The organism is Methanococcoides burtonii DSM 6242, assembly GCF_000013725.1.
Lineage (GTDB): Archaea > Halobacteriota > Methanosarcinia > Methanosarcinales > Methanosarcinaceae > Methanococcoides > Methanococcoides burtonii.
Genome location: NC_007955.1, coordinates 2,036,788 through 2,049,219 on the forward strand (window position 1 = coordinate 2,036,788; position 12,432 = coordinate 2,049,219).

Consider the following 12,432-nt stretch of genomic DNA (forward strand, 5'->3'; position numbering starts at 1 on the left):
GTCTTTGTGAAGTATATTGTAAGAACGGGCAGGGCAACTAATAACGGGAAAGCTATGGCGAACATTTTTGAGATGTGTTATATTGGTGGGATCGCTGAAAGGGCGGGTGTAGTGAACACTATACTCTCCCAGATAAAACTGGTCATCCAGATAATTAATGCATATCTCGTTGCGGAAAGTGGCCTATATGGAACATTGATCAACTGCGTAACTCAGCCCTCTACTCAGTAATCTCTTATTTAAATGCTAGCTTCAATCCCTCTTATTTAAATCAAATAAGAATTAACTATCCTGCATGAAAAAAATGACATCGATAAATCCTGCAAATGGGACTGTTAATGGCGAATTCGAGTTTCATTCTCCTGATGAGGTCGACCTTATCCTTAAAAGATCAAGCGAATCATTCCAGTACTGGAGTTCCCTTAAAGGTGTTGAAAGGGCTGTGTATATTGAAAATGTTGCAAAGGTGCTTCGAAGTGATAAACAGGAACTGGCAGAGACCATCACCATGGAAATGGGGAAACCTATCAGGCAGGCACTTGCAGAAGTTGAAAAATGTGCCAGCATGTTCGACCACTTTGCCACTAATATTTGTTCCTTACTTGAACCTGATGTTGTGAAGGAGAGCCCTTCCGCCTTTATCTCATATGAACCAATGGGGGCAGTGCTTGCTATCAAACCCTGGAATTTCCCCCTCTGGCAGGTATTGAGTGCTGCTTCACATATTCTTGCAGGTGGGAACACCATGGTGCTAAAACACTCCGGTTATGTTCCGATGTGTGCTCTTAATATTGAATCGGTTTTTGAGAAGGCCGGTTTTCCGGAAGGTGTTTTCCAGACGGTTCTTGTGGATGGTCCTACGGCTTCCTCGTTGATATCAAGGCCGGAAATTGCAGCGGTATCCTTCACGGGCGGGTTGTCTGCCGGGCAGAATGTGGCTGAGGTCGCAGGTCGCAATATGAAGAAATGTGTGCTTGAACTTGGGGGCAGTGATCCTTTCATCGTTCTGGAGGATGCAGATATTGAAAAAGCTGCAAAGGCAGGGGTTGCCGGAAGGTTCCTCAATACGGGCCAGACCTGCATATCTTCTAAACGTTTTATAATTGAAAGTTCTGTGGTTGATGAGTTCACTTCTGCATTTGTGGAAAATACACGTAAGCTCAAAATAGGTGATCCTCTGGATGCCGATACTGACCTTGGTCCTCTTGTACGGGATAAGCAGGTCTCATTACTTGAACACCAGATTTATAATGCCATTTCAATGGGGGCAAAAGTGGAGCTTGGGGGCGGTAAGGTTGAGGGGGATGGGTATTATTTCTCTCCTGTTGTTCTGTCGAACGTGTCTCTTTATATGCAGGTCATGAAGGAGGAAACGTTCGGTCCGGTCGCACCAATTATCTCAGTTGAGACTGAGTCTGAAGCTCTGGATGTTGCTAATGCTACAGAGTTTGGTCTGGGTGCAAGTATCTGGAGTGGTGATAAAGATAAAGCATCGTTACTTGCATCTCAGGTACAGTCCGGGGTTGTTGGTGTTAATGGTTTTTTCAAACCGGAAGCTGATCTGCCTTTCGGTGGAGTTAAAAAAAGTGGAATTGGAAGGGAACTCTCTCGATTTGGTTTCTATGAGTTTATGAATATAAGGTCTACTGTTCTATTTTAAAGGGCATTGGAGTTATTTTATGACAGAAGATAATGAGGTTCAGATCGCTGGTATGAGTATTGTTATAGTCTGTTCTGTCGTAGATCCGGCAAGTCAGAATATAAAAGAGCATTTGTTAAAGCTCAGAGATTGGGTTGAAATGAGTGTTCCAGGTGGTATCTTTGATGATCTTTCAGCGGTGTATCAGAGTGGGAATTTTTATATTATTGAGGTTACTGAACACCATATTTATCAGGATGGGATCGACAGGAAGATCGAAGAAGCAGGTTTGGACTGTGACCTCCTCATTTTTGCTTCCAAACACAAGAGTGCAGATGGTAGACGGCTTTTGACCGCACACTTTACGGGAAATCCGGGTTCTGCTGATTTTGGGGGTTATCCTGGTGAGCTTTCTATGGCTGCTCCATTTGCGCTTCGTTGTTTGCTCAGGAATATGGCCGAATTGTCGGAGAGTATTGGGTTTGATGTTTCGATGGAGTCTACTCACCATGGTCCTTCAGATCTCGATGTTCCTTCGGTCTATGCAGAGATCGGTAGTTCTGAGGTCGAGTGGGTTGATCAGGATGCAGGGGATATCGTTGCACGGTCAATTCTATCAGTGAGGTCGGGATTTTGTCCTGTGGGTATTGGATTCGGTGGTGGGCACTATGCTGCAAGACAATCCGAACTTGTTCTGGGCTCGGATATTTCGTTCGGTCATAATTTCCCAAACTATCAGCTTCAATTTGTTGATGTGGATATGTTCAGGAAGGCAGTTGAGAGATCGGGTGCAGATCTTGTGTATTGTGATAGGAAAGCGATGTCCTCTGATGAGAAGAAAAGGATCAATGAGCTTGCAGATGAATTTGGGCTTGATGTTTTAAGGGAAAGTGACATCAAAGGGATGGAGGGTGTGTGCTGGGATATTTTCAGGATATTTTGGCATAAGGTTCGGGATGAGGGTCTTTCCGGTAGAGTGAAGGTTCCTGTTGGTCTGAAAGATAAATTGAGTGAGAATGTTTGTGATATTTTTGACTTCGATGTGTCTAATGTTGTTACTGTTGTAATTGACAATGAACTTCTCAAATTGGTAAGGTCTGTTGATGCAGGTGGTGTGAAAAGGCTGCTCGATATGTCGAATGTTGTCTATTCGGAACGAGATGATGCAACAATATCAAATCATTTCTATACTTTCTGGAATCGTGATGCAGAGGATTTCCTTACCTTTATTGTAGATGAATGCATTAAAATACTAAAAGGGCGTTATGATACTGAATACGTTTTCGAAGAAAATGTGTTGTATATTTCGGATGAGAGATTCAGTCCTGAGCTCGCGCGAAAGTGGGGAGTTCCTTCCGGTCCTATGTTTGGGGAACTGGCAAAAGGTCAGTCCGTTATGATCGAGGGAAATACGGTCCTACCAGAAATGGTCCATGAGAGAACACAGAAGAGTCTTGTGTTAAGGAATGTGATATTTTGAACGATGTAAATAAATATAATACTAATCTCTATATATTACGAATATTAATATTCCATACATTTGATCATGTTGCTATAGTGGAGGATATGTGATGAAATCCATAGTAGAAGAGGCATTAGCTCGATCTGTAGAAGAGACGCAAATCCGTTCTGGCGGCGTTTCACAATCTGAAGATATTAATGCGGAACTTGAGGCGATGCTGAAGGATCTGCAGACGAACATCAAGGTTGTGGGATGTGGCGGCGGAGGTTCGAACAGCGCTCAGCGTATGCAACAGGAAGGCATCAAAGGTGCTGAAGTCGTTGCTGTGAATACGGATGCTCAGCATCTCCTGAACGTTACTACTGAAAGGAAGATCCTTATTGGTAGGAAGAAGACAAGAGGTCTTGGTGCAGGTAGTCTGCCTCAGATAGGTGAGGACGCTGCACTTGAGAGCATCGATGAGGTGCGTTCGATAGTGGAAGGTTCCGACATGGTGTTTATTACTGCTGGCCTTGGCGGCGGTACCGGAACAGGTTCTGCTCCAGTTGTCGCAGAGGCTGCAAGGGATGCTGGTGCGTTGACGATCGCTGTGGTCACTCTTCCATTCTCCGTAGAGGGGCATGTAAGGCGTGAGAACGCAGAAGCAGGTCTTGAAAGGCTCAGGGATGTCGCTGATACTGTTATTGTTGTTCCGAACGATAAGCTTCTTGAGGTTGTTCCAAGGTTGCCATTACAGGCAGCTTTTAAGGTTTCTGATGAGGTATTGATGAGGGCTGTGAAAGGTATTACAGAACTTATTACAAAACCCGGTCTTGTAAACCTTGATTTTGCTGATGTGAGGACCGTTATGCAAAACGGTGGCGTTGCAATGATAGGTCTTGGTGAAGCTGATGGCGAGAACAAGGCTGTCGAGTCTGTGCAGAAAGCATTAAGAAGTCCTCTTCTTGATGTGGATATTTCGGGTGCGACATCTGCTCTTGTGAATGTTGTCGGTGGTCCTGATATGACTATCGCAGAAGCAGAGAGTGTTGTTCAGGAAGTATACAGTAGGATCGATCCGAACGCAAGGTTGATCTGGGGTGCTCAGGTGGACCCTGATCTTGAACACTCTGTGCGTACTATGCTTGTCGTTACTGGTGTAAGATCTCCGCAGATCTACGGTAGTGGAAATTCCAAGAATGTGACTAGGAAATACGGGATCGATTTCGTAAAATGATTGGGGGATCTGTCTCCTTCTCTTTTTAATTTATTCTGTATGGTACGATTGTCCAATCGAAAGGTATTTTATTTAGTACGCTATTTAGACGCCACTACGATTTTATAATATGATCGATCGTTGAAGTATTGGTTCGTATCAACTCGTGTATATAAATAACACTAAAACTGGTTGTGATAAGTTTGGCAGAGAGTATATTAAAATCGGCTAAGATAAACCGCAATGTCGGTCAAGTCCTTAAATCATATCTGAGGGTACTAAAACTATCCAAGAAGCCTTCCAGAGAGGAGTTCCTTATGATCTCCAAAGTTGCTGGTGCTGGGATTCTTGTGATCGGATTTGTTGGTTTCCTTATTTATGTACTGCTGACAGAAGTTCCAAAGTGGGTGTAACTTTATGGGTGAAGATGCCGCTATATTTGTTGTAAAGACAACTGCAAATCAGGAACGTTCGGTTGCTGCTATGTTGGCCCAGGTTGCAAAGAAGGAAAATCTTGATATCAGGTCTATAATTGCTCCTGATGAGCTCAAAGGTTATGTTCTTCTGGAATCTTCTGATTCAGGGGCCGTAGAACAGGCGATCCAGACAGTTCCTCATGCAAGGACTGTTGTAAAAGGTCAGTCCACTATAGCGGAGATCGAACATTTCCTTACACCAAAGCCAACGGTTACGGGTATTGTGGAAGGTGCTATCATTGAAGTCACCTCTGGTCCGTTCAAGGGCGAAAAGGCACGTGTGAAACGTGTTGATGAAGGTCATGAAGAGATTACTGTGGAGTTGTTCGATGCAGTCGTACCAATACCTATAACTATTCGTGGTGATACTGTACGGATACTTAGGAAAGAGGAAACAAAATCCTGAGTTGCTATATTCTACTTATAAATGAAATCTATAAACTTATTTAACTAATTTAAAAAATTTAAAAAGGTGTTGCTCGAATGGCAAGTGTTGTAGAAGCATTAATTCCTGGCGGTAAAGCAAATCCCGGTCCTCCACTGGGCCCTGCGCTGGGACCTCTTGGTGTTAATATTAAAGACGTGATCGAAAAGATCAATGAAAAGACAAAAGATTACAATGGGATGCAGGTTCCTGTTAAGGTTATCGTTAATGACGATAAGAGTGTTGAGATCGAAGTGGGTACTCCACCAACATCCGCATTAATCCTTAAGGAACTTAACATCGAAAAGGGCTCCGGTGAGTCCGGTACTGTTGTTGTTGGTAATCTTGAGATCGCACAGGTCGCAAAGATCGCACGTATGAAGAAAGATGATATCCTTTCCTATTCGCTTAAGGCTGCAATCAAAGAAGTCATGGGAACCTGTGTTCCTATGGGTGTAACGATTGAAAACCTTGACCCAAGGGAATGCCAGAAAGCTGTTGATGAGGGCAAGTTCGACGAGTCTCTCACAGCAGAAGCATGGTAATTAAAGAGATATTACTATCTCTTTGATAATATATCAAATTCAAACTGGTTGGTCAGTCTTCTTGGTTGACCGACAAGTTTTAAACAGATGCTTCAATATTGAAGCTTCGTAATTGAGATGAAAGTCTCCTTACTTTACCGTAGTAGGCCGGAGCGGCCGCAGAGGCAGGTATGCAATTATTGTATGCCTGCCGGATGCAGATGCTATCTGTGTCAGAACATATGTTCAATAACTACGGGGAGGAATAGAATGGTAGAAGAAACTACTTTAGATCTAGTAAAACAGTTAATTGAAGGTTCCCCGGAACGTAAGTTTTCCGAGAGCTTAGACATTGCAATTAACTTAAAGAATCTCGATATGAGTCAGCCTAAGAATCGTGTGGATGAGGAGATAATCCTTCCTAACGGGCTTGGTAAGACCATGAAGATCGCTGTTTTTGCAAAGGGTGAGGTTGGACTCAACGCAAAGGACGCTGGTTGTGACTATATCCTTACAGAAGAGGATATCAAGGAGCTCGGCGAGGATAAATCAAAGGCAAGAAGTCTCGCAAACGAGTGTGATTTCTTTATCGCAGAAGTCCAGTATATGGCTCAGATCGGTAAAGCCCTTGGTGCTATTCTTGGTCCTCGCGGAAAGATGCCAGTGCCATTGACCCCTGATAAGAACGTCGCTGATCTTATCAACAGCACAAAGAACTCGGTACGTATACGGTCAAAGGATAAATTGACCTTCCACGTGTCAGTTGGTCGCAGGGACATGGATGTCGAGAAACTTGCAGAGAACATCGAAACAGTTCTTGGTAGGTTAGAACATTCTCTTGAGAAAGGTAAACACAACCTTAAATCAGTTTATGTTACAACTACTATGGGTAATTCTGTGAGGTTGGTATAATGGCAGAACTTCACCACAGTGAACACATTCCTCAATGGAAGAAAGACGAGATCGAGGAAATTAAGAGTCTCATTGAATCATATCCATTGTTTGGTGTTATTGGTATTGAAGGAATTCCTGCAAAGCAACTTCAGTCAATGAGAAGGGACCTCAAGGACTTTGCAGTCCTTAAAGTTTGCAGAAACTCTCTAACAAGAAGGGCACTTGATCAGTCATCTGATGATGTCAAGAAGATGGATGATTATATTGATGTGCAGACCGCACTCATATTCACAAAACAGAACCCTTTCAAACTCTACAAATTACTTGAGAAAAGTAAGACTCCTTCCCCTATTAAAGCGGGAATGGTAGCTACTAGCGACATTATTGTAGAGAAAGGCCCAACAAGCTTCCCACCAGGTCCTATACTTGGTGACATGCAGGGTGCAGGTATTCCTGCAGCTATTGATGGCGGAAAGGTTGTCATCAAGGAAACAAAAGCTGTTGCAAAGGCCGGCGAGGTTGTATCTCAGAAACTTGCAGCTATGCTGACAAGGTTGGAGATCTATCCACTTGAAGTCGGTCTTGATCTTAGGGCAGTTCTGGAAGAAGGTTCTATCTTCACTCCTGATGTACTTGCTATCGATGAGGAGCAGATATTCTCCAACTTCGTACAAGCAGCTCAGCAGGCATTCAATATGTCTGTCAATGCAGCATATCCAACTGCTATGAACATCAACACATTGCTTGCTAAGGCGGCATCCGATTCAAGGAACGTTGCAGTCAATGCTACAGTTTACGAGCCAGGTATCATGGATATTCTGCTTGGTAAGGCATACAGCAAGATGATGGCGATCGCTTCAGCAGCATCCTCCAATGATGATGCTCTTGACGATGAGCTAAAGGAAGCACTCGGTGCAGCAAGTTCTGCTGTATCAGCAGTTGAGGAAGTTGTTGAAGAGCAGGAAGAAGTCAAAGAAGAAGAAGAAGAAGAAAGCGACATGGCATCTGGTCTTGGAGCACTCTTTGGATAAACTAACTATCAAATATAATATTAATAACTAAAAGGTGAATTACAATGGAATACATATACGCAGCACTATTATTGCACAACGCAGGTAAAGACATAACAGAAGAGTCCGTCTCCGCAGTACTCTCTGCAGCAGGCACAGAAGTAAACGAATCACGTGCAAAGGCACTCGTTGCAGCACTCGAAGATGTAGATATTGAGGAAGCAATGGCAACCGCAGCATTCGCACCAGCAGCAGCAGTAGTAGCAGCTCCAGTAGCTGAAACAGCAGCTGAGGAAGTACCTGCAGAGGAAAATAAAGCTGAAGAAGAAGAGAGCGGCATGGCTGGTCTCGGCGCACTCTTTGGCTGAGCTATTTTTAATCCGATACTCGCATTATGCGAGTATCAATTCTTTTTTTTAATTAATTTCTTATTTTTTTACTTGATGATTCATTTCTAAAACAGTTTCAGAGGTCGATCTCTGGCTATTTGGATCATACTGCAATATTATCGTTTAGATCATTCTTCACTATTTTCTAAAACATCAAATAATGGGATGTTCATTTCTGGATCCCATTTCTCAATGAATGTAAGCATATGATATTTCATAAAGACCCTTAAAGGAACTGCACCCATAATCGATATCAACATTAACAATATGATCTCTATAAAAGCGATCGGTGCAATAATTATCCACGCTGCTTCCCCTATAATCATCGAAAGAACGAAATAGATAACTGCATCGATGATACTAAATAGCAATATTGGGATCAATATCAATACAAGAACAAGAATTACGACAGCTATGCTGCCTAATGCCCACAGGACCATCCTTCCAAGCCAGTACACAAACATTTGTTTCCAATCACGCCTGAAATTTGCGATAACTCTTTCCAGAGATTCAATAAATCCTGTGTAACTGTACATTGCAATAGGGATGCAAAGAACGATGAATGAATTAATTATGCTGCTTATTATGGACAAAGCTATTATCACCACAATAAGACTGGGGCTGGAAGCTATCAAAAGTGGCAAAAGGTTTGTTGATGGATTATGTACGATCTGCATTATAAGGGGCAAAGCAGCCATCAAAAATATTCCCAGGTATACAATTCTCAGTACAAGCCTTACTATGAATAGATCCAGTCCCATGCGTAAGAATTTGGCTGAATATTCCCGGAAACGAACGTCATTTTTTGTAACAGATTCAACAAGAACAAGGTCCATCACTGAAGCAAAGTATCCAAAGAGCAATACCAATACTAAAATTATTATAAATGCTGCGATCACCCATGAAATATCTGGTATCGATATCTGATCTATAAATGAGCTTAGTGTAGGAATTTCAGAAAAAGGTAATGAGGATGTATCCTGGAAATCTGAATTCGAAGAAGGTCCGTTGTAACCTTGTCCTCCTCCTCCACTTGCCAGAGCTATAATAATGGCAAGTTTTATCCATTTCCATATGGCAAATGGCTCAAGTAGTGCGACCCGTGTTCTTTTAAAAGCCACGTCGACCGCATCTACTACAAACCAACTCATGCAAATGAATACTCTACGGTGTTATAAAAAATAACCGGTTAGGTTATTCTCTCTTCCTTTGAACACCTGTCCTTTTCTTAAAACCGGTGCGTGCTTTGTCGCCGCTGCTGCCGCCACTGCTACGGTCGCTGCTTCTTCCGCCGCTGCTTCCACCACTGCTACGGTCGCTGCTTCTTCCGCCGCTGCTTCCACCACTGCTACGGTCGCTGCTTCTTCCGCCGCTGCTTCCACCACTGCTACGGTCGCTGCTTCTTCCGCCGCTGCTTCCACCACTGCTACGGTCGCTGCTTCTTCCGCCGCTGCTTCCACCACTGCTACGGTCGCTGCTTCTTCCGCCGCTGCTTCCACCACTGCTACGGTCGCTGCTTCTTCCGCCGCTGCTGCCACCACTGCTTCTTCCGCCATAGGCACTTTTGCGGTCTTCTCTTCTGCCACCCTTGCGGTCTTCTCTTCTGCCACGGGTAGGTCTTCCGCCACTGTCTTCACTTTTGATGAGCACCCTTTCGAATTCCGGTAAGTCTTCCCGCTCGATCTTGAAATTGCGGTGCATTTTAGAGAGCCTGGTAAAGCCGCCCTTATCCACATCTGCGACCACATTGATGACCTTTCCTTCTCTTCCAGCTCTTGCTGTTCTTCCTATCCTGTGAACATATTCACTGGGGTCATCAGGGATGTCGAAATTGTAAACATGTGACACATGAGGAATATCCAGTCCTCTGGCAGCTACATCGGTGCACACAAGTGCATGTGCATTGCTGGAATGGAATTTGCTCAGTGTGCTCTTTCTCTTTGCCTGCGTATGTCCGCCATGAATAGCTATTGCATCAATGTCGTTCTTTCTCAGGTTCTTTTGTACGAAATCAACATTGCTTCTCGTATTACAGAATACCATAACAAGTCCTGATTTTTCACTCTTCAGGAGATGTACAAGAAGTGAGAACTTCATCTTCTTAGGGACGTCAATATATACCTGCTTTAGTTTATCTGAATCAACATATGCCTTCGCAAATACCTTTGAAGGATTATTCATGTATTTGCTTGAGAGGTACTGGATGTCTTTGGAAACAGTTGCTGAGAACATCATTGTCTGTCTGTCAGAAGGACATTCGTCGATGATCTCTTCAACATCATCAATGAATCCCATGTCAAGCATTCTGTCCGCTTCATCAAGGACCAGAATCTCAACATCTCCGAGGTCGATTGTTCCTCTTTCAATATGGTCTAATAATCTTCCTGGGGTTGCAACAACAACATCTGCTCTTTCCAGTTGGCGAATCTGTGGGTTGATAGCTACACCGCCGTATATTGGTGCTACTCTCAATTGTTTATGTCTGGAAAATTCCTTTAATGAGTTCTGAACCTGCTCAGCCAACTCTCTTGTTGGTGTAAGGACCAGTGCTCTAATTCCATTTCCTTTTTCTATCTTCTGGATGATTCCGCATCCAAATGCGAGCGTCTTACCTGATCCGGTAGCGGCTCCACCTATTATGTCTTTTCCTTCAAGGATTAGAGGAATAGCCATTTTCTGAATTTCAGTAGGCTCTTCAAATTTCTTGTCCTCTATCGATCTTAAGATCGCATCCTCGATACCTAATTTTTTGAATGATTCCATGATGATTACCTGTTAATTAACGCTTAAAAAAAGACTTAATGCCTTTATTTCACTATTTCCCATCACAAACCATTTCAAAAAACTATTTGTATGTCATAATGATGGGGTATATTCTGACGTTTTTAAGTAGACTTCTCATACATCTTTCTACTTATAAATGTTGTCCTAAAAATCGAATATTCTGGTAATATTCGAAAATGCTATTGGAGCGGTCTACATAAATCCATTTCCCTTTCCTCTTCATACTCGATCTGGGCTATTTCGCGATGCTTCTCGCTATATTACTTGGAGAGTGCAAGTGTTCTTCTCTTGTGACATTTGCTTTCATATCTGTTCTTTTTTGATCGAGTTGACTATGATCATTAGTTAGGTTTATCTCAGAAAAGCTGATCGTAGTATAGATATGTGTTCTAAGATCATGTCTCTTGCTTCAAAGGAAATATTTTAACTCTGCTTTTTACCCCCTTTATAGATGCTAAGTTTTATCAACTCCTTTGCAAGATATAGGGCATCAAAATTGAGTACTGATGACCATGTCCAAGTTTTCACCAACTATAGCTGCACGCGCTGTCTGGCAGATGAGGGTCCGTAAACGACCTTTTGTTCTCTCACATGCGATAAATTCCAGATGCAACATGAGTTGTAAATTCTGTGAGTACTGGAAGGACCCCGGGCAGGAGATGAGCCTTGATTCGATATTCAAAATGCTTGAGGATGCCCGCTCGTTTGGTATCGGTGTCTATAATGCATGGACTGTAGAACCTCTTCTTCGTGATGATCTTCCTCAGATACTTAAATTTGCCAAAGATCTTGGTATGATCACCTCTCTTATTACTAACGGCAAACTTCTCGAGAAAAGGATCGACGATCTTAAAGACCTTGATTATCTCTCGGTTTCCGTGGATGGTACTAAAAGTTACAAAGAGATCCGAGGAGTTGACCTTGATGTTCTTCTTAACTCTATAATGAATGTAAAGGACAAGCTAAAGAATCCTCTTCTTATGAATTGTGTGATAAGTGGGAAAAACCTCGATGATATTGAAGAGCTTGTACAACTTGCACAGGATATTGGTGTTAAGATCTCCTTTGAGCCGATGTATGAATTCAAAGGGATAGATGATGATGTCTGGGCTTCCATGGGTATTCGTGAAATGGATAAATATCGGCGCACTATCGATCGTGTCATCGAGATGAAAAAACAGGGTTATCCGATAATCAATTCCATCAGTTATCTTTCAATGATCAGGGACCTGAAAAAAAGATTCAATTGTCATGTCAACAATTTCATTCTCGATGTGACAGTTGATGGTTCTATTGAGAATTGTCGGGTTCACAGGGAACCTCTGGGAAATATCAATGAAGGGATTGCAACTGTTTGGAAACGTTCACGTTCACAGCAGGATGAAGTGACCAAAAATTGTGAAGGCTGTTTCTTCTTTGGTTATGTTGAGAACAGTATGATGTATGACATGAATCTCGAAGTAATGCGTCATTATGAATGGATGTGATGTTCTTTCTGTGACTTTATCTTTCAAATTAAACGAAAAATTATATCTTCTTCTTTTCGAAAGGACTTATATATTAAATAAGGTATGTTCCTTATGCCCTGTATGGGGTATTAATAATATATTAATGGTTCAAGGGTCCACATTCATG

At 42.6% G+C, this 12,432-nt stretch carries 13 protein-coding genes; 11 read left to right on the forward strand and 2 right to left on the reverse strand.

Translation table 11 applies throughout. From position 1 onward, the window contains the following. The first annotated feature begins 6 nt into the window (after positions 1-6). From MBUR_RS10030 to rpl12p, 10 genes are all read left to right on the forward strand, one after another. On the forward strand, positions 7-231 hold the full coding sequence (locus MBUR_RS10030) for a hypothetical protein (protein ID WP_048063368.1): 225 nt from the start codon (positions 7-9) through the stop codon (positions 229-231). 64 nt (positions 232-295) lie between these two features. Then, the gene (locus tag MBUR_RS10035; protein ID WP_011499963.1) at positions 296-1,660 is read left to right on the forward strand and encodes an NAD-dependent succinate-semialdehyde dehydrogenase; all 1,365 of its coding nucleotides are present in this window, start codon (positions 296-298) and stop codon (positions 1,658-1,660) included. A 19-nt stretch (positions 1,661-1,679) separates the two neighbouring features. Beyond that, positions 1,680-3,119, forward strand: coding sequence for a D-aminoacyl-tRNA deacylase (locus tag MBUR_RS13080; protein ID WP_011499964.1), 1,440 nt, complete (start codon positions 1,680-1,682; stop codon positions 3,117-3,119). Between the two features lie 91 nt (positions 3,120-3,210). Further along, positions 3,211-4,317, forward strand: a complete 1,107-nt coding sequence (gene ftsZ, locus MBUR_RS10045) for a cell division protein FtsZ (RefSeq protein ID WP_011499965.1) — start codon at positions 3,211-3,213, stop codon at positions 4,315-4,317. Between the two features lie 194 nt (positions 4,318-4,511). Continuing rightward, complete coding sequence (locus MBUR_RS10050; protein WP_394295780.1) at positions 4,512-4,709, forward strand: protein translocase SEC61 complex subunit gamma; 198 nt, start codon at positions 4,512-4,514, stop codon at positions 4,707-4,709. Positions 4,710-4,713: 4 nt separating this feature from the next. Further along, positions 4,714-5,178 carry a transcription elongation factor Spt5 gene (locus MBUR_RS10055; protein ID WP_011499967.1) on the forward strand — a complete coding sequence of 155 codons (465 nt, stop codon included), beginning with the start codon at positions 4,714-4,716 and terminating at the stop codon, positions 5,176-5,178. Positions 5,179-5,255: 77 nt separating this feature from the next. Further along, a complete protein-coding gene (locus MBUR_RS10060; protein ID WP_011499968.1) occupies positions 5,256-5,741 on the forward strand; it encodes a 50S ribosomal protein L11 in 486 nt (161 codons plus the stop codon). Between the two features lie 249 nt (positions 5,742-5,990). Beyond that, on the forward strand, positions 5,991-6,632 hold the full coding sequence (locus MBUR_RS10065) for a 50S ribosomal protein L1 (RefSeq protein WP_011499969.1): 642 nt from the start codon (positions 5,991-5,993) through the stop codon (positions 6,630-6,632). Further along, positions 6,632-7,645 carry a 50S ribosomal protein L10 gene (locus MBUR_RS10070; RefSeq protein WP_011499970.1) on the forward strand — a complete coding sequence of 338 codons (1,014 nt, stop codon included), beginning with the start codon at positions 6,632-6,634 and terminating at the stop codon, positions 7,643-7,645. The genes MBUR_RS10065 and MBUR_RS10070 overlap by 1 nt, the downstream gene beginning before the upstream one ends. A 44-nt stretch (positions 7,646-7,689) precedes the next feature. Beyond that, complete coding sequence (gene rpl12p / locus MBUR_RS10075) at positions 7,690-7,992, forward strand: 50S ribosomal protein P1 (protein ID WP_011499971.1); 303 nt, start codon at positions 7,690-7,692, stop codon at positions 7,990-7,992. A 149-nt stretch (positions 7,993-8,141) separates the two neighbouring features. On the opposite strand, the gene MBUR_RS10080 is transcribed toward rpl12p, so the two are convergent. Beyond that, positions 8,142-9,164, reverse strand: a complete 1,023-nt coding sequence (locus tag MBUR_RS10080) for a DUF7544 domain-containing protein (protein ID WP_011499972.1) — start codon at positions 9,162-9,164, stop codon at positions 8,142-8,144. 43 nt (positions 9,165-9,207) lie between these two features. Continuing rightward, positions 9,208-10,776: a DEAD/DEAH box helicase gene (locus MBUR_RS10085; protein ID WP_011499973.1), complete on the reverse strand. Its 1,569-nt coding sequence runs from the start codon at positions 10,774-10,776 to the stop codon at positions 9,208-9,210. A gap of 533 nt (positions 10,777-11,309) precedes the next feature. On the opposite strand from MBUR_RS10085, the gene MBUR_RS10090 reads away from it, so the two are divergent. Next, the gene (locus MBUR_RS10090; RefSeq protein ID WP_048063369.1) at positions 11,310-12,284 is read left to right on the forward strand and encodes a radical SAM protein; all 975 of its coding nucleotides are present in this window, start codon (positions 11,310-11,312) and stop codon (positions 12,282-12,284) included. The last annotated feature ends 148 nt before the right edge of the window (positions 12,285-12,432 follow it).